We start from the raw sequence: 17,951 nt of genomic DNA, 5'->3' as shown, positions 1-17,951 counted from the left end.
CGCCCGTTCGAAACGGTTGGCGGTGCGAGACCGCCAACCAGCTCACGTTATTGCGCGGCCATTTCACTGACGATCATGTCATAGGCGGCCTGAGCATCGACCCCGGCACCGTTGACTTCGTCAATGACCTTGGCGCGGACATCGACAGCAATTGCGTTGAACTTCTCCAGGTCTTCGGCAGATGCGGTGTTGATCGCGTTGCCGTCTGTGCCTTCGGTGGCTTCGCGCCCAATGGCATCAATCTCGTCCCAGATTTTACCGATTTCGCGGCTCAGCGGCTCGCCAAAGACTTGCTCTTCCAGCGCTTGCTGCAGCTCGGCAGGCAGGTCGGCAAATGTGTCTTCGTTCATGATGAACGCGAAAGAGCCGCGATACAGGCCGCCCGGAACTTCGTACACGTTCTGAGCCACTTCGGTCAGCTTGAAGCCCTTGCGGGATTCAAATGGCATCACGACACCATCGGCTGCTTTCGAAGCCAGCGTTTCGTACACTTTCGGAGCAGGCACCTGGATACCGGTTGCGCCCAGTGCTGTTCCGACATCGCCACCAACACCGCCAGGGATGCGAACCTTGAGGCCTGATACCTCGTCCAGCGTGGTAACAGGGCTGCTGGAATGCAGTTGGGCCGGTCCATGCGTATGCAGCGCGATCACCTTGACGCCGCGATGTTCGTCGGCCGCCTTCAGGTGCTTGTCATAGGCCCGCCAATAAGCCACCGATGCGGCCTCGGCCGAGCCTTCATATCCGGGCAGTTCGATCATCTTGGTGGTGACAAAGCGGCCGGGCTGGTAGCCGTGGAAAATGATCGAGGCATCCGCCGCCCCATCCATGATCAGGTCCATCTGAGCCGGTGGAGGTGCGATGCCAAGTTTCAGTTCAGCGGTGACTTGGCCATCGGTGGCTTCTTCAACCATCTCGACGAATTTCGGCCACATCTTGGCGTTGATGCCATGGGTCGGCGGTGCCCAGCTAGAAATGGTCAGCGTATAGTCTGCCGCCATCGCAACGGTGCTTGAAATGGCCAGTGCCGCCGAAGCCAGCAAGGTGCTCAAGTTGCTGAGTTTCATGTTCTGTCTCCTCCCTGTGAAACATGCATTTTGAATGCGTTAATGGTTGCTTTTGTAACCATCAACACTTTTAAAGCGCTTTTGTTTGGGCCGCGATGACCCAAGACGCCGGACTTTCCTTAGCCACAGTCAGCATAACCGACTGGGACACGTTACTGCCGATTTCCTTGCGATAGTTCATTGGGCCCCCTCGCCAACGCGGGAAACCATAGCCGTGGATCTGAACCATATCGACGGCTTCTGCGTTTTCGGCGATCCCTTCTTGGATGATCAAAGCGCCCTCATTCGCCATGACCGCCAGAAGGCGAGACCATATATCCTGAGCCGTAAAGGTCCGGCGGGCAATGCCCTGCGCTGTGGAATACCCTTCGATCAAAGCTTCAACCTCGGGGTCGCGGATCGGTTTGCGATTTCCTTCTTCGTACAGGTACCAGCCTTTGCCGGATCTCTGCCCAAACCGCTCCATCTCACATAGCTGATCCGCGATGGTGACATAGCGTTCGTTCGGGTCGCGCGTGGCAGCGTTGCGTTTTCGGTTTGCCCAGGCGATTTGCAACCCGGTCAGATCCTGCAGCTCGTACGGCCCCATGGGCATCCCGAAATCCCGCATCGCCAGATCAATTTCATGGGGTAGTGCCCCGTCTGCCAGCAGATAATCTGCTGCGCGCCGATAAGCGGCCAGCATGCGGTTGCCAATGAACCCGTCGCAAACGCCTGACAGCACCGAGACTTTGCGCAGTTTCTTGCCCAGAGCAAACCCTGTGGCCACCACCTCTGGGGCGGTTTGGGGAGTGTGCACGATCTCAAGCAGTTTCATGACATGGGCCGGGCTGAAGAAATGCAGCCCGATGCACCGTGTCTGGTTTTCGATGCCCGAGAAGATTTCAGCAGGGTCCAGATAAGATGTATTGGTGGCAAGAATTGCGTTGGCGCCCATGTTCTTGGCCAATTCAGCAAAGACCTGCTGTTTGACCGATAGGTCCTCGAACACGGCTTCTATGGCCAATTCCGCGTCGGCTGCTTCGGCATAGCTGTCAACGGCGCGAAATCGGGACAGGCATGTCTGGCATTGCGTATCAGTCATCTTTCCGCGTTTGACTGCACCCTTCAACAGGCCTTCAACCCGATCATGGGCAGCGGTTGCTGCCTCGGAGTCGCGCTCGATCAACGTTACAGACAGGCCAGCCGTCAGAGCGGCCGTTGCGATCCCGGCGCCCATCAAGCCGCCACCCACAACAGCAATACGGCTGAAGCTGCGCGGCTGGACGTCTTTGATCATCGCAGGCTTGGAGACACTACGCTCCGCAAAGAATGCATGACGCAGCGCGCGGCTTTCCGCAGTTTGGCGAAGCGCCAGATGGCGCGCCCGTTCCATCGGCTGCCCTTCGGAAAACGGCTTCTGGGACCAGGTTAACGCGGTCAGGTTCTCCAACGGCGACTGCTGTCCCTTGGCACGCTTTTTCAGCAATGCCCGAGAGGTCTCGATCAGATCCGGCGCAAAATCAGCGACACTACGTTGGCTGACAGGCACAGGACGGTCGGGCAGATCGGCCACAAAACTCTCGACCGCCGCTTCAAGTTCGTCGACCACCAGGTCGACCGCCCCAAGCTGCAGCATCTCTTCCGCCTTCAGCACTTTGCCTGTGCAGGCCAGATCAATTGCCGCTTCCATCCCCACAAGGCGTGACAGACGTTGCGTGCCGCCCGCGCCGGGGATCAATCCAACATTGACCTCTGGCAGACCAAATCCCGTCCCGGGGGCAGCAATCCGCCAAGCGCAAGCCATCGCAATTTCGAGTCCGCCACCCAGAACGTTCCCGTGCATACAGGCAATGAAGGGAACCTCGCTGTCTTCGATCATTTGGACGACATCGGGCAAGTGCGGCTCGACCGGCGACTTGTCAAATTCGGACATGTCGCCTCCCGCGACAAAGGTCCGGCCAGCGCAACGCAGCACAGCCACCCGCGCGCCTTTGACCGCATCCACAGCATCTGCAAGCCCCTGCCGGACCGCCTGCGAGGTCGCATTGACCGGCGGGTTGTCAATGGTGACCCAGGCGACTTCGCCTTTGAGTTCAACATTCACAAGTGACGTCTGAGACATGGGTGTGCCCTTCAAGCGCTCTGGATTCGAGTCTTGTTTATATATTGACCAACCGTTCGGTTAATGCAATGATAAAAATGAAACGACATCTGGCAGAGCAGTCATGAGCGATACGATTCTTGTAGAAGATCACGGGACCTGGGTTGAGATTACACTGAATCGTCCCGACAAACTGAACTCTTTCAATGATGAGATGCATTACGCGCTGCAAGACGCGCTGAAATCCGCCCGAGACAACGGCGCGCGCGCCGTCCTTTTGACCGGTGCCGGGCGAGGATTTTGCGCTGGACAGGATCTTGGTGACCGCGATCCATCGAAAATGGACGGCCCGCCTGATCTGAGCAAAACTGTGCGGACCTTCTATGCGCCTTTGGTGCGATTGATCCGGTCGCTGAACTTCCCGGTTATTTGTGCTGTGAACGGCGTTGCTGCCGGAGCCGGGGCAAATCTGGCACTAGCCTGCGACATGGTTTTGGCGGGTGAAAGCGCCAAGTTCATTCAGAGTTTCGCAAAGGTCGGCCTGATCCCTGATACTGGTGGCAGTTGGCACCTGCCCCGCCTTTTGGGAGAGGCCAGAGCAAAAGGATTGGCGTTCACGGCACAACCCTTGCCAGCAAAACAAGCAGAAGACTGGGGCCTGATCTGGAAAGCCCTGCCCGATGATCAGTTGATGACCGAAGCCCGCGCATTGGCAAACCAATTTGCCAACGGTCCGACCGTTGGGCTGGGCAAGACTAAGCAGTGCATTCAGACCGCAGCGACCACCACACTTTCTGATCATCTTGAAATCGAAGCGGACGCCATGAAAATCTGCGGGGAAAGCACGGACTATGCCGAAGGCGTGTCCAGCTTCCTCGAAAAACGCGCACCAAATTTTCAGGGCAAATGACGATGACCCCGCAAGAACGCGCCGCTAAATCTGCCGCTGCTATGTGGGCCAATGATGAGGCCAGCAAATGGTTCGGCATGGAACTCGTTAACGTCGACGAAGGCCGCGCCGTTCTGGCACTGACCGTCGCAACTCATCACTGCAACGGCCATGGCATATGCCACGGCGGCGTCACCCATGCCCTGGCAGACAGCGCGTTTGCCTTTGCCTGCAACAGTCGCAACGTGGCGACCGTCGGCCAACATACAATGATGAGCTATCTCGCACCGGGCCGCCTGGGAGACCGCCTGACCGCAACCGCAACAGAAACTGCTGTTGCAGGTCGTGGCGGTGTCTATGACGTGCGCATCACAAATCAAGATGGCATCACTATCGCCGAATTCCGGGGTATGTCCCGCGCGGTTGGTGGTCAGAATTTTGTCGAATAGAAAAACGCTGGAGGAGCAACGCAATGGACGCCCTGTCCCCCAACAAAGCTGAATTGGACCCGATCGAAATCGCATCGATCGACGAAATCCGTGCGACACAGCTTGAACGCCTCAAATGGTCGGTCCGACATGCCTACGAAAACGTGGCGATGTACAAGCAGCGCTTTGATGAGGCGGGTGTCCATCCGGATGATTTGCAACAGCTTTCGGATATTTCGAAGTTCCCGTTCACGTTTAAAAACGATCTGCGCGAAAACTACCCTTTCGGCCTTTTCGCGGTCCCACGCAGTGAGATTATCCGACTGCACGCGTCTTCCGGGACGACCGGTAAACCAACTGTGGTGGGCTATACTAAAGCTGATATCGATAACTGGGCAGATCTGGGTGCGCGGTCGTTGCGGGCAGCAGGTTTGCGCAAGGGTGATTTAGTCCACAACGCCTATGGCTATGGCCTCTTCACCGGCGGCCTGGGTGCCCACTACGGGATCGAACGTTTGGGTGCGACCGTCGTCCCCATGAGCGGCGGGCAGACCGAGAAACAGGTCGGCTTGATAAATGATTTTCAGCCCGACGGGATCATGGTGACGCCGTCATACATGCTCAACATCCTTGAACAGTTCCACAAGTCCGGGCTCGACCCCAGAAAAAGCTCTCTCAAGGTTGGCATTTTCGGAGCAGAGCCTTGGACAGATGCAATGCGAACGGAGGTTGAATCTGCATTCGACATGCACGCGGTCGATATCTACGGCCTGTCTGAAATCATGGGCCCCGGCGTCGCGAGCGAGTGCGTCGAAACAAAAGATGGTCCCGTGATCTGGGAGGATCACTTCCTACCAGAGATCATTGACCCGGCCACAGGCGAAGTACTGCCCGACGGCGAAACCGGCGAATTGGTGTTCACCACTTTGACCAAAGAAGGTTTGCCAATGATCCGCTACCGCACGCGCGATCTGACCTGCCTGTTGCCCGGAACCGCGCGTTCGATGCGCCGGATGGCAAAGATTACTGGCCGCAGTGACGACATGATGATCCTAAGGGGCGTGAATATTTTCCCCAGCCAGATCGAAGAACAGGTCATGGCGACAGGCGGTCTGGCCCCCTACTATCAGATCGAACTTTACAAATCCGGCCGAATGGACGCGATGCGGGTGTTTGTCGAAGCATCAGCAGACTCGACCGACGAGATGTCAAAGACTGCCGCAGCCCGAATGCTTACGAAGCGCATTAAGGACGTTGTTGGCGTTTCAACGGAAATTGTTGTAGGTGATCCGGGCGACGTCGAACGCTCTCAGGGCAAGGCGAAGCGCGTCATCGACAACCGCGATAAGGAATAAGCCGTGGCCAGGACAATCGCCAAAGACCACGACCAGAAGCGGGAACAGATTCTCAAAAGAGCTGCGAAAATTTTTGCGGACCAGGGGTTCGACCGCGCCTCGATGACCTTGTTGGCAAAAGAGTGCGGGATCTCCAAGGCGAACATATACCATTATTACGACAGTAAGGATGCCATCTTGTATGACATCCTTGAGACCTATCTTCGGGATTTACGTGACCGCATTTGCAACGTTGATTTCGAAGGGCTTAAGCCTGAAGAGAAACTTCGAAAGGCTGTCCGCGAAATCTTGTTCGCCTATCAAGGTGCTGATGACGAGCACCGGGTTCAGATCAGCGGAATGAACGCCCTCGCCGACGACCAGCAAAAGAAACTGCGCGAATACCAGCGTGATATGGTCCGCTTCATTAACAATATCCTACAGGAGTTGTCTCCAGAGACATTGGGTGATGACAAGGCCAAACTGCGCGGCGCTACAATGTCAGTCTTCGGCATGCTGAACTGGTATTACATGTGGAACACGGGAGCCGGAACCAAGGCACGTGAAGACTACGCTGATCTGGTCAGCACACTGACGGTTCACGGTATTCGAAAGCTTTAGGCGGGAAGCACACTTTTTCGTTGAGCAGTTTATCATTGGTTTCCACGGTGAGGCCTCATTCAAGACGACTGCCAAATCGATTGATGCGACAATTGGATGCCGGCTTCAACACCAAGGCGTTCAGGTCGTTGCCGATCTTCTGGCCAACGGCAGAATTGCACGAGAACCGATCGACCTAATTAAGCCCCCATTTCTCTGGCAAGCGCGATTGGCTTCGCTAAGGACCACCTGCATCTGGATCTCACACACATCACCGCGTCCTTCGATCTGCGCCGGCGCGGCGTCGAGGCCAAGGTTATCGCTGTAGACAAGGCGCCCCAACCCGATCCCCATCTCCGGTCCAAGCTACTCCGCGCCCCTGGCTTGGCCCGTGATCTAAAAGTCAGGATTCAAATGAAGGATACTGCGCGGCCGGAAAATCTCCCCGGCGCCCTCATCCGCGCCCGGGCTCAGCTCGCCTTTCTATCAAGGAGACTCACGCCGCGATTCTCTACGTCTCCTAGCCGCCCGAACTCACACTCAAACGTCTGGTCAGCGTGACCCATCCACTAGATTGGATCGCGCAGGAACGCATATTCGGCTTCTGAAACCCCCAGATTCCGCTCCCTGATACGGGATTCTCCCTTCTTGTTCCGCCGCACAATTTCCTGTTCCCACAAAAAATTCCCTTTAAATTGTCGGGTAATAGTGAAATCTGGCCCAAAATCGACCCCGCCAATATGCGGCACTGAGACTGGGGCTTGAATCGTGCTCCGAGTGTACGGTTTGCTCCGTCTGAGATTGAAAACGCATGCGCCAACTCGCGAGAATTGCGGCACAATTCCGGATCAGTAAATACAACTGAAGTGAGACAAGTATGAGTGGCCGGGAGACAGGGATGCGAACCAGTCTCAGTTTGCCTCGGGAACCGCAAACCTATCCGGAGCAAAGTTGACGCTATTCGCTAAGAGCGAGGGCGCGGGTCATCTTGAAGGTCTCTAGGCGGGCTAGCGATCTTTTCTAGTTGAAGTGGTTGAATAAGGAGGAATGGACGGAGGCGAATTTCTACAAAGTTCGCATGCGCCTAATACGCCGTATCGCGCGCCCGCGACAAAGGCGTTTTTTGCCTGGGCGCTGAAGCGGCGCCGAACCGGCCCCTGACCGTGACGGGTGGCAGGCGACAAGATTGAGAATCGTCGTGACTTGTGATAATCTATTTGAACAGATCGGCGTATTTTAGTCGATCTAATGAACATATCTTTATGTATATTTTTTAAATACTTATGGCCAAAACGGCCAATTCTTGCAAGGAGTTTTCCCGATGTCAGAAGACAAGCGTGTTCCGGCCTATTTGCGTATTCTAGTGGTAAACGCCAAAGACGAGGTTCAGCCGAATTCCAAGGTTGTGGTGCGAACCGGTGGTCAGGATGGTGAAGAGGTTAGTGTCCCTTTTGACAAGCCCACAGGTCACTATATCGCCCGCAAGCTGAAACCGGGGCCGGTGACGCTGACCGTTACGCAATCAGGTATGGAAAGACAGGTACGTGGCGCCCTTGTGGGCGACGGCGAAAACAACGAGATCTTTATTCTGGGGGAGGAAGGCGCGCGGACCTATTTTCGTGGCAAAGTCCGAGTACCGATCACCGCAGATCCGGACCTGATCGGTGTAGTACTTTATCGCAAGTTTCGCGATCAGGGTGGCGAAGTCGACGATATCGCTGCTGACCTTGGAATGGCCGTTGAGAAAATCCCTGACCTGGCTCGTCGTGCAGGGATGCGGCTGTTTCGGGTCGGGTCAGCAAACCACCGTGAAGCCCTTGCCCAACTGACCCGCGCCGAGACCATCGAGCATGTCGGTATAGTGGTGCAAACCCGAGAAGGCGGGTTCAGCTTTCTGACCCGTGAAGTTGTGGTGAAGTTCATAGGCCCACGGATCGAAGAGGTTCGCAAGATCGCCCGCGAGTTTGGCTTTCGCGTCCAGCGCGGGCTTGTTTATGCCGATGGTGCCTTTGTACTTGAGTGGGACGGCAGCCCCGATGAGCTGCCGGATGTGATCGAAAAGCTTGCCGCGCGCGAGGATGTGGAATGGGCCGAGCCCAGCGTCGTGGTCTCGCCCGAGCTTGATGCGATCACCCCCGGGGACACCCTTTGGCCAGGGCTTTGGGACCGCCAGCTGATCGGGTTGGAGGATGCATGGCAGAACCTTCAGGACGCAGGGCTGGATACCTTTGGTGACCCGGATATTCTGTTGGCTGTATGGGATTCCGGCACCCAGACAGCAGGTGGAGTGCCCACCAACTCGGACTATGACGGCACCTTGTCGAACGGCCAGCCTAAAGTCCTTACCAGTTTCGATTTTGAACTGATGGTGGCCAACAATGATGCGCCTTGGGACGATCACGGATCCGGTGTTGCGGGCGTATCTGTTGCGATGGCCAACAATCCGACCCCCTTCGGGGCCAGGGGCGTGGTGGGGTCAGCTCCGAATGTGCAGACCATGCTGGTTGCGGGTCGATTGCCTTATGTCGATATCGAGGTGGCTGACCAGTATATCTGGATGGCCGGTTTCGATCCGCAAAGTCCGCTGGCGGGATTTCCGGCCGCACCTCCGGCGAAGGGCGCGGATGTCATCACTTGCAGCCTGACACCAGGGGCCGGGTCAGTGCTTTCGGGCACCGCGCAGGCCGCGCTGGATTTTGTGACAACCTTTGGGCGCGGCGGAAAGGGGACGCTTTGTTTCTTCTCAACCGGCAACCAAAACATGAACATCACCACCTGGCGGCCCTATGGGGCGTATGAAAAGTGCATCGCGATTGCGGCATCGTCGCTGGACGATGACGGCACTACCGAGATCCGGGGGCCCTATTCCGGCTGGGGTCCAATTGATTTTTGTACCCCCTCGCAGGATGCGCTGGGAACGATTCACAACCCCAATACCGGGTTCATGCCTTGGTCCTCGGCGCATCTGGGCGCGGGGAACCTACCAAGCCGGATTACGGCAACCACCACGCTGACGGCAGCGGCTAGTGCTGGCGCCACGACAATTACCGTTGCCAGTACCGCAGGTTTTGCCGTCAATGCGGTTATTCATCTTGGACCGTTTGGCGCGTTGGGAAGCGAACCGGCCCAGGTCACGGCGGTCAACGCAGGTACCAACACCCTGACTATTCAGGGCTGGGTCGGTGGCTTCTCTGGGTGGGGAGGCGGCCTGATGAATGATCACGCCTCAGGTGATGTTGTTGTGACCGGCCCCGCCAATCACAAGAACAACTTTGGCGGCACCTCTTCGGCGACGCCGCTGGCAGCCGGGATCGGCGCCCTTGTTTTGTCTGCAGATCCGAGATTGACCCATATCGAAGCGCGAGAGATCATGCGTGACACCGCGATCAAGCTTGATCCCACAAATACCGATCCCACCGGGCAATGGCTTGATATCAATGGCGACCCGTCGGTAACCTCTGGTCTGGCGCCGGTCAGAAGCGGCTGGTACGGCTATGGACGGCTTGATGCTGCGGCGGCCGTGCAGGGCGCTATCGACAACATGGCCAACCGAGACCTTGTCATCCGCGACAACCTGTCCGACAGCGGATCGGTCGCAACGATCGGCCAGTTCTGGAACAGTCCTGATATCTGGTGCCGGACCTCTGACCCAGACACTGATCCGGCGGCCTTCCCGGCCAGCTATGCCGTCGCCGGGCCGCATCAGGCGCCGATCCGCGGGCAACAGAACTGGATCTGTCTGCGCGTCGTCAACAATGGCACCACAGCCTCGCTTGATGCATGGGTCCGCATTTCAATCGCGCATTTCCCGGGATTGGAGTTCACCTATCCGACCAGTTGGCAACCAACCAACGGGCCAGGTGATCCCCTGCCCTCGCCCATGGTGCCCGGCACCTATTTCATTGGAGAGGCCAAGGTGACGGGGGTCGCCCCCGGGGCGGACCAATCCGTCGTTGTGCCCTGGCCCGCTGGGCTTGTTCCGCCGGCCACGGTCCCAACGGCGGGCGGCGATGTCAACTGGCACCCGTGCCTTCTGGCGGAAATTACGCCCCATGATGGGCCGACACCAACTGGCAATCACGTCTGGGACGACAACAACCTGGCGCAGAAAAACATCTCAATCGTCGATGCAGATACCGCGCCGGGCGCTGATTTCCGCGCGATTGCCGTTGTCGGCAATATCGAGAACCGGGCCAAGTGCGTCCATGTCGAGATCAACCGGGGCCGTCTGCCCCGACAGGTCCAGCTGTTCCTTGATCTCATGGATCCGGCGCTGACCCGCCAGGTGTTGCGGGGCGAGGATCAGGGCCCCGACACACCATTCCGGATTGAAAATGACCGGCTGGGCCGACTCCTGAGGATGTCTGATCTGTTTGAAAACAAAGTGCTGCGCGAGCGCATCACCGGTCGTCTTCCGTCAGTGATCAACGACACTTTGACCGCCGTTCGCCCGTCTGTGCGTCCGCCGTGGCGACGCGGTGTGCATGAGGGGCGCGAGGTCATCCTGTTGTCGCCGCTGCATCGCATCAGGGTACCGATCTGCGCGGGCCCGGGGCGACTGGTGCCGATGATCATCGGGGGCATTCAGACCGGAGAAGCAGAGCCTGGCGAATATGAGATTGTCATGATCCAGCGTCAGGAGGATGGTTCGGTTAGTGGATCAGCAGCAACGCTCCTAAGGATCGACAAGCCAAAGGGCTGACACGAGCGGGCAAGCGGCGGTCAGGTCGATCGGCGCTTGCGGCGAAGTTGATCAAAGCGAAGGCCACTTGATTTTTCGCCGCGCCCTGTTTGCTTGCGCACACCAAACCTTGTGAAAACCGCACCACCATACAAGCGGGTCCGCTGGAAGCTTTGACTGACCTCGATCCCAGCGCGCGGGACTTCCTCTTCGTGGAAATCGTAGGGATCGCCACTGCCAAGATTGTGACGCAGCAGGTCGCTGCGCGACCTGATGGGCTCCGGCGGGATCGGGTCACCGTCGATCAGGCGGGGCATCGCAGCGCGGCGCAGCTGAATTTCGCGGATGCTGCCCGGCACATGCACCGGGATAAACTGGATCCAGTTCTCGGGCACGCGAGTTATGACGTGGTAGCGCCAAGCGGCGTCGTTTTCCAAAGGATCGGGCGGCTCAGGCAACGGCCCACCCTCGTCGATCAGACGTTTGAAGTAGCGCCGGGTTTCGTGCCCCGCCCCTAGGCCAAATCGGCTTTCGCCGTGGGGCAACGGCACACAGGTCTCGAACCCCCAAACCATGTTGTCATCTCATCGCGGATCAGCTCTGCCGCCTCCGGCGCGCGCCCTTCGTGGATTTTCGGGGCCGAGGGGATCAACAGGAGGATGGTATCGGCGGGAATGTCGTCGGACCCGTGTGTGGCGAGGTTATACATCGACCAGCGTTGCCAGTCCTGATCATCGCCCTTGCTTGCTGCCTCGATCCAGAGCCGTTCGCCAAAGACGTTTGTCACGTTTAGTCCACGCGTCCTTGCAACAGATCCCGCAAGCATGGTCAGAGGTAACATGAACCAGTCGTTGGCGTAGACCAGCGCAAACTCCATCACCAGAAGGCTGTTGATCTCGGTCGTGTCGAGAGTTGCTATCAAACAAACTCGAAGCAGTCTCAGCTAGGCCAGTATAGCTGCCTTTTTTAACGCAGCAAGTTCATGCCACTCGGCGAGAGCGGCGGCGCGGGTCAGCTTGAAGGTGTCTCGACTGGCTAGCGATCTTCCCTGGTTGAAGTGATTGTAGACGAAGGAATGGACGGAGGCGAATTTCTGTAGACTTCGCATACTCCTGAAACGTTGCATGGCTCGTTCTCTTCCTCGGAACGGCAGGTGAGAGTTCTCAGCACCGTTGTTGAGCCACTTGCCCGTCTGTTGTTTTTCCAGTGCACCCATTTCTCTGAGCACGGCTCTGTGTGAGGCGAAGCGATCCGTAACGAAGGTTTCCACGTTAGCGTGCCGCTTCATCAATTTCCCAAGGAATTTCATTGCTGCAGCCTCGTTTCGGCCTTTGGCGACAACGGTTTCAAGCACATTGCCTTCTTGATCGACAGCCCACCAAAGATAATGCCGATCGCCATTCACCTTCACGAAAACCTCGTCCACATGCCACTCCCATTTGGAGAACGCGCGCAGTTGCTGAACAAGCTTTGGTCTGATCTCAGCAGCAAACATAGGGCCAAACCTGTTCCACCAATATCGAACAGTTTCGTGGCTCACGTCGATGCCTCGCGCATGCACCTGATCCTCGACATTCCCAAGCGCGAGCGGAAATCGGATGTACAGCATCACCGCAAGGCGGATTATCTCAGAGCTGGTTTTAAAGTACTTGAAAGAGGCAGGTTTTTTCATTTCTAAACGCTGCGCAACCGCTCTGCCCTGCTTAAGCACAGTTAATCTGACGAGACTCCACTTGGCGTTTTAGGTGCGTCGAATCCTGCTAAATGCCAGCTACGGCACGATGTTCTGGTTCACGCTAAACAGGTTGCCAGGATCATATTGCCGCTTGATCGAGAGGAGCCGGTCGTAGTTCGTACCATAGTTAGCCTTCACCCGATCTCCGTCATCATCGTCCATGAAGTTGATGTAGCCTCCCTGTTCGGAATGCGGCGCCAAGGCATCAGAATAATCACGTACCCATTTGATGTTCTTTTCGTCATCCGCGGGATCATTCGAAGCAGCCAACATCACCATCGAGAAGTTTGCATCGCGGTGCCCGAAAGCGGTCGCATCGGGTGCAACTCGCTTGCACGCGCCATCAATCGGATAAAGGTGCATCGAGGCGCTGACACCCGGGGCATTCGGTCCGTGTCTTACATGCTCAGCGATAGCCGCGTCGGTCAATTCTTTGACGTAGTTGCCCTTCCAATATTGGCGAATTCCCTTTGGGAAGAGACCGTCAAATGCCGCGTTAATTGCCGGGAACGGTACCGGGCCAACATGTTCTGCCTTGACTTCTGCAACGTCGAGGAAGGGCTTGAACATCTTCTCACCCTCTGCTGGGTCACCCGCCCAACAGGCTACAAGTGCGACAAACATATCTCCGTGTCGGTCCTCAGGAATAAACGGGAGCGGGGGAGCAACTTGGAACGCCGGAAATCCACCCATCTGTTCCGGCGCGTCTTTGATGTACTCGCGGAAGAACTTCAGGATGTTTTCGGTCTCGGACACTTCATAAAACATTGGCCCCCAATAGACCGTTTCGACCGGGTGCAGCCGATATTCAAACGAGGTGCATACGCCGAAATTGCCGCCGCCGCCTCGGATCGCCCAGAACAGATCGGCATTTTCGTCGTCGCTCGCGATCACCAATTTGCCGTCGGCCGTCACGACATCCACCGAAATCAGATTGTCGGCCGAAAGGCCGAAGCCGCGGGTTAGATAGCCCACACCGCCACCAAGGGTCAGACCGGCTATACCCGTTGTCGAGATAATCCCACCGGGAGTGGCAAGTCCGAACGCGTGTGTAGCGGCATTGATATCGCCCCAGGTCACGCCCGCCTCAGCCCGTGCCGTGCGTTTCACAGGGTCCACCCTTACTCCACGCATTCCAGAGAAATCGATGACCACACCATCATCGACGGTACCGAAACCCGGCCCGCTGTGCCCGCCACCTCTGATGGCTAGCTTTAGATTGTTGTCGCTGGCATATCTTACCGCCATCATAACGTCGCCAGCATTCGCCACGCGAACAATCACTGCAGGACGCTTGTCGATCATGCCGTTATGAACGCTGCGGGCGTCTTCATAGCCATCGTCTTCCGGCGTAAAGACGGCGCCATGAACAAGGTCGCGAAGCTCACTTGGTGATTTAGCAGTCATGTCTTCCCCCCTTTATGATACCAGAAGAATACCACAAATGGGCCAAACCAGGTAATTTCCGATGATGAGGGACATTAGATTGCTGCCCGAGGCACAGCCTTCGCGGTGGGAAAAGTCGCGGACAAAACCAAGTGTCCTTTCTATGCTCGAAGCGGACCTTCGTTGCAGTAGATCCGAACAAGCACTCTGCGGACGGAGCAGACATTCACAGCAGAGGCCGATGCCACCAACGGCTCATAGGTTTTGGAGAGCTTGCAAGGCGCAACAGCAGCGATGCACAATGGACGCATGTCAACCTTACAAAGGATCATTCTATCCGCGACCGCTTTGACGCTTGTTAGTACGGCGGCAGTGTCTTTGGAGATGTCTTGCACTCACCCTGACAGCCCAAATCACACTTACAGCATTACCGGTGATCAGGGTGTATTTACCTGGGATGACCACGACATCAAGCGCACATGGTTGCTCAAGTGCAATGACCAACGAAACGGTTTGTCTGCGTGCCACAGGTCAGAGAGCTTCGGCGAGCGCGGCGCTAGCGTGATAACTTTCGTTGTGCTTCCAAGCGGATTCTTAGTCGAAAGCGGTTATTGGGCTCTGCTTGATACTAGCCGCGTCAGCGCAACAACAGACTTCGTTTGCGAGACAGAAGGCGAGTGACCGCTTTCCGTGTCGGCTCCTCCCTTCCGAAGTACATGGGAGAATTGACAGGTTAGAATTCTATACACCGATGAAAGGCGCATGGCCGATGTACAATTCATCGTACAATGGCAGGCCTCCGACTGGCGCCAGACTTCAACGGAGACCCATATGAAACACCGAACCATACTTTTCGCTATGAATGTTACAACCGAGGACCGCGAGATCGGTAAGGTTTCGGAAATGGCCGCAAAAGAGAGGAGCATCATCTGCTGTGCCTTATTCTTGATGTGGTCCCTGCTTTGCCTGCTTATTCCTACTCGGTTCCGCCGTATGGCGGGTTGAGTATTCCGGACGATTGGAAGGAAACCGTAGCCGCCGCGCAAACTAACCTCAAATCTAGATGTGATGCTATTAAACAGCTGCTCGCGAAGAGAAACGCCTCGGGGGAGGTTCAGGCCATCCTTACTGCAAGCTTGGATGCCAAACATATCGTTGCGCGTTTTGCCCGCGTCTGCGATGAGGCAATCCTTTCTCAAAATCTACGAGAGACCCGTGATCTGATGACCGAAGCGGCATCCGGCGTTTTGTATCACTCACCAATCGGATTTCGGATCAATGCCAATTTGGCACGAAGGCCCGAATGCATCTTTATCGCTTGGGACAGCAGCGCGGCCGCTTCTGCTGCAGTTCATGCCGCCCTACCGCATCTGCTGGACGCGCGCGAGGTGATTGTAGGATGCATAGATCCTGTGACTACGCCTAACCGTGACCGGCAGGACCCCGGAACTGATGAGGCCGCATGGCTCAGCCATCATGGATGCAAGGTCACCTTGACACAGTATCCCAGCGGTGGACGTGCCGTCGCCGATGTCATTCTGGATCGCGCGGCGGAGGCGGGCTCAGATCTGATCGTGATGGGAGCATACGGTCAGGCCCGGATGATCCAGACTGTTTTGGGCGGAACGACCCGGTCGATGGTCGAACAGACCAAGTTGCCGGTCTTCCTCGCCCACTGAAAAGCCTCCACCGGAATCAGCGTTTTTTGAACGAGCACTCTGCAGAGAAACCTGCTGGTTGACCGCCGGACGAACGATCTCGGGACCGGTTTTGTAGTGCGTAACTGGCGATCTTCTGTTTACAAGCTGAGGCTACGAAAACCCGCTGCACGCACTAAAGCGCCTTTCTCAAAAGGTCCCACGTCCTTTGGCGGGCCTAGCTAAACGGCCTACCTCCCAGTAGTGAAACTTCAAAACGAAGTAGATATACGCAGACAAACCAGCCGCAACGAAGCACCAGATTGACGTGAATGCATGAGAAGCAAAGAAGAACCCAAAAGCAACGGAAACGACAATTAGATACCCGAAACCTCGCAAACCCTTATCGCTCGATCCGACAAGCGGAACGCAGATCAACAAAGCGTAGAAAACACGTGCAAAGTTCCTCGTAGTTTCGGACGGGAACGTTTCTTTATTGTCATAATGAATGGAGTGTTGAGTGAGGCTAATATCTAGGTTTTCTGGTGACAACAAGACTGGTAAGTAAAGCAATAGGCCAAAGCAAAATCCAATTCCGCAGATCCCTTGGAATATGAGCCTGCGAAGCCGGTCACCTTCAATCGACGCCGCGGACAGCGGCACCCAAAACGGCCAAAAAAAATAGGCAAAGAAGAGAAACGTCAACGCAGCTGCCAATGACGGGCTTGCCGAAGGGTTATCAATGGACACCCACAAGAAGCCTTCGGACAATTGCTGAATCCCAAAGAAAAGAGGAAAGCTGGCTAGCGGAAGAAATCGTTCGCCCATTTGCAACGCCAAACGTATCGTAAGACCACTGCAGGCAATGATCGCCGCACCGGCTACAAAACTGGCTTGTGATGAGAAACACATGGTTAGACCACCTCTACCATTTTACATAGCTGAAGTCGTTCAAGCAAAGAACTTTTTTCATTTCTAAGTACTGCGTTGTGCCGCCTAAAGGGGGCATTGTCAGTTGCCCGGCCAACCATTTAGGAAACGGTGCTGTAAGGTAAATTCGGACCAGTCAAGTCAGACCAACCAGTAGAATGTTGGTTGTTCAGCGTCGGCAATCTCAGCGGCCGGGTCTGCGACGACGTTGGTTACAAAGCCTAGTGGCTTTGTGTTTTCTTCCGACGTACCAAGGAATGCCGATATTCTTATTTCCTGCTGCTTTAGTGGCGTTGGTACATTCGACTACGTATGCGGTTGGGTGCTGTCAGACAAGTTCGAACCAGTCTCGGCTAGGCCATTGACGCTGCCCGTTATGCCGCACCGAGTTCGCGCCATTCCGCGAGAGCGGCGGTGCGTGTCAGCTTGAAGATGTCTCTGCTGGTGAGCGATCTTTCCTGATTGAAGTGGTTGTAGATGGAGGAGTGGACGGCGGCGAATTTCTGCAAACTTCGCATGCGCCTGAAACGCTGCATCGCGCGTTCGCGTCGTCGATACGACAGGTGTGAATTCTCGACGCGGTTATTGAGCCACCTGGCCGTCCTTTGTTTTTCGGTAGCGCCAAGATCTCTTAGAGCGGCCCGGTACGATGCGAAGCGATCCGTGACGACGGCTTCCGCGTTACCGTATAGCTTCATCAATTTCTTGAGGAATTTCAGTACTGCAGCTTTGTTTCGGCGTTTGGTGACAACGGCTTCCAGTACCTCGCCTTAGTGATCGACGGCCCGCCAAAGATAATACCGCATGCCATTCACCTTCACGAAAACCTCATCCAGATGTCACGTCCATTTGGAGTATACTCTCAATTGCTGAACACGCTTTCTTCGGATTTCAGCAGCAAACATTGGGCCAATCCTGTTCCACCAATACCGAACAGTTTCGTGACTCACGTCGATGCCTCGCTCGTGTAACAAATCTTCGACATTCCGAAGCGAGAGCGGGAATCGGATGTACAGCATCACCGCAAGGCGGATGATCTCGGGGCTGGTTTTGAAGTATTTGAAAGAGGCAGGTCTGATCGAGGGCAAATGCTACGCAACCGCCCTGCCCCGCTCAAGCAAAGTTCTTCCGACAAGACCCTCCCGACTGCTTTGGGCTCGAAGCCATCATTGACGCAATCC

At 56.1% G+C, this 17,951-nt stretch carries 13 protein-coding genes and 1 pseudogene; 6 read left to right on the top strand and 8 right to left on the bottom strand.

The window, feature by feature from the left end; translation table 11 throughout:
* Positions 1 to 47: 47 nt before the first annotated feature.
* Both ACR0C3_RS09265 and ACR0C3_RS09260 read right to left on the bottom strand, forming a co-directional pair.
* The gene (locus ACR0C3_RS09265; RefSeq protein ID WP_480758155.1) at positions 48 to 1,067 is read right to left on the bottom strand and encodes a TRAP transporter substrate-binding protein; all 1,020 of its coding nucleotides are present in this window, start codon (positions 1,065 to 1,067) and stop codon (positions 48 to 50) included.
* A 70-nt stretch (positions 1,068 to 1,137) separates the two neighbouring features.
* Positions 1,138 to 3,171: an FAD-dependent oxidoreductase gene (locus ACR0C3_RS09260; RefSeq protein WP_480758154.1), complete on the bottom strand. Its 2,034-nt coding sequence runs from the start codon at positions 3,169 to 3,171 to the stop codon at positions 1,138 to 1,140.
* Positions 3,172 to 3,274: 103 nt separating this feature from the next.
* On the opposite strand from ACR0C3_RS09260, the gene paaG reads away from it, so the two are divergent.
* The 5 genes from paaG (at position 3,275) to ACR0C3_RS09235 (ending at position 11,103) form a co-directional block, all read left to right on the top strand.
* Positions 3,275 to 4,060 carry a 2-(1,2-epoxy-1,2-dihydrophenyl)acetyl-CoA isomerase PaaG gene (paaG, locus tag ACR0C3_RS09255; protein WP_480758153.1) on the top strand — a complete coding sequence of 262 codons (786 nt, stop codon included), beginning with the start codon at positions 3,275 to 3,277 and terminating at the stop codon, positions 4,058 to 4,060.
* 2 nt (positions 4,061 to 4,062) lie between these two features.
* Entirely contained in the window at positions 4,063 to 4,488 is a 426-nt protein-coding gene (gene paaI / locus ACR0C3_RS09250; protein ID WP_480758152.1) for a hydroxyphenylacetyl-CoA thioesterase PaaI, read from the top strand.
* A gap of 23 nt (positions 4,489 to 4,511) precedes the next feature.
* A complete protein-coding gene (gene paaK, locus ACR0C3_RS09245) occupies positions 4,512 to 5,822 on the top strand; it encodes a phenylacetate--CoA ligase PaaK (RefSeq protein ID WP_480758151.1) in 1,311 nt (436 codons plus the stop codon).
* 3 nt (positions 5,823 to 5,825) lie between these two features.
* The gene (locus ACR0C3_RS09240) at positions 5,826 to 6,422 is read left to right on the top strand and encodes a TetR/AcrR family transcriptional regulator (RefSeq protein ID WP_480758150.1); all 597 of its coding nucleotides are present in this window, start codon (positions 5,826 to 5,828) and stop codon (positions 6,420 to 6,422) included.
* A gap of 1,300 nt (positions 6,423 to 7,722) precedes the next feature.
* Positions 7,723 to 11,103 carry a S8 family serine peptidase gene (locus ACR0C3_RS09235; protein ID WP_480758149.1) on the top strand — a complete coding sequence of 1,127 codons (3,381 nt, stop codon included), beginning with the start codon at positions 7,723 to 7,725 and terminating at the stop codon, positions 11,101 to 11,103.
* A 20-nt stretch (positions 11,104 to 11,123) separates the two neighbouring features.
* Here the strand turns inward: ACR0C3_RS09235 and ACR0C3_RS09230 are convergent, their stop codons facing one another.
* The 4 genes from ACR0C3_RS09230 to ACR0C3_RS09215 all read right to left on the bottom strand — a co-directional run bounded on the left by ACR0C3_RS09230 (position 11,124) and on the right by ACR0C3_RS09215 (position 14,224).
* Entirely contained in the window at positions 11,124 to 11,657 is a 534-nt protein-coding gene (locus tag ACR0C3_RS09230) for a hypothetical protein (RefSeq protein ID WP_480758148.1), read from the bottom strand.
* A complete protein-coding gene (locus ACR0C3_RS09225) occupies positions 11,597 to 12,004 on the bottom strand; it encodes a hypothetical protein (protein ID WP_480758180.1) in 408 nt (135 codons plus the stop codon). Before ACR0C3_RS09225 ends, ACR0C3_RS09230 begins: the two co-directional genes overlap by 61 nt.
* A 21-nt stretch (positions 12,005 to 12,025) precedes the next feature.
* The gene (locus tag ACR0C3_RS09220; protein ID WP_480758147.1) at positions 12,026 to 12,754 is read right to left on the bottom strand and encodes an IS6 family transposase; all 729 of its coding nucleotides are present in this window, start codon (positions 12,752 to 12,754) and stop codon (positions 12,026 to 12,028) included.
* 99 nt (positions 12,755 to 12,853) lie between these two features.
* A complete protein-coding gene (locus ACR0C3_RS09215; protein WP_480758146.1) occupies positions 12,854 to 14,224 on the bottom strand; it encodes an FAD-binding oxidoreductase in 1,371 nt (456 codons plus the stop codon).
* Positions 14,225 to 15,426: 1,202 nt separating this feature from the next.
* Here ACR0C3_RS09215 and ACR0C3_RS09210 point away from each other — a divergent pair.
* Positions 15,427 to 15,882, top strand: coding sequence for a universal stress protein (locus tag ACR0C3_RS09210; RefSeq protein WP_480758145.1), 456 nt, complete (start codon positions 15,427 to 15,429; stop codon positions 15,880 to 15,882).
* A gap of 168 nt (positions 15,883 to 16,050) precedes the next feature.
* Here ACR0C3_RS09210 and ACR0C3_RS09205 read toward each other — a convergent pair whose 3' ends face one another.
* Together ACR0C3_RS09205 and ACR0C3_RS09200 are read right to left on the bottom strand one after the other, a co-directional pair.
* Complete coding sequence (locus ACR0C3_RS09205) at positions 16,051 to 16,752, bottom strand: DUF6629 family protein (RefSeq protein WP_480758144.1); 702 nt, start codon at positions 16,750 to 16,752, stop codon at positions 16,051 to 16,053.
* 392 nt (positions 16,753 to 17,144) lie between these two features.
* Positions 17,145 to 17,858: pseudogene (locus tag ACR0C3_RS09200) on the bottom strand (IS6 family transposase).
* Positions 17,859 to 17,951: the final 93 nt, after the last annotated feature.

The sequence above is a fragment of the Ruegeria sp. CK3 genome (assembly GCF_056536565.1).
The sequence above is the reverse complement of the archived record's forward strand: the minus strand, read 5'-3'. Positions and strand labels throughout refer to the sequence as shown.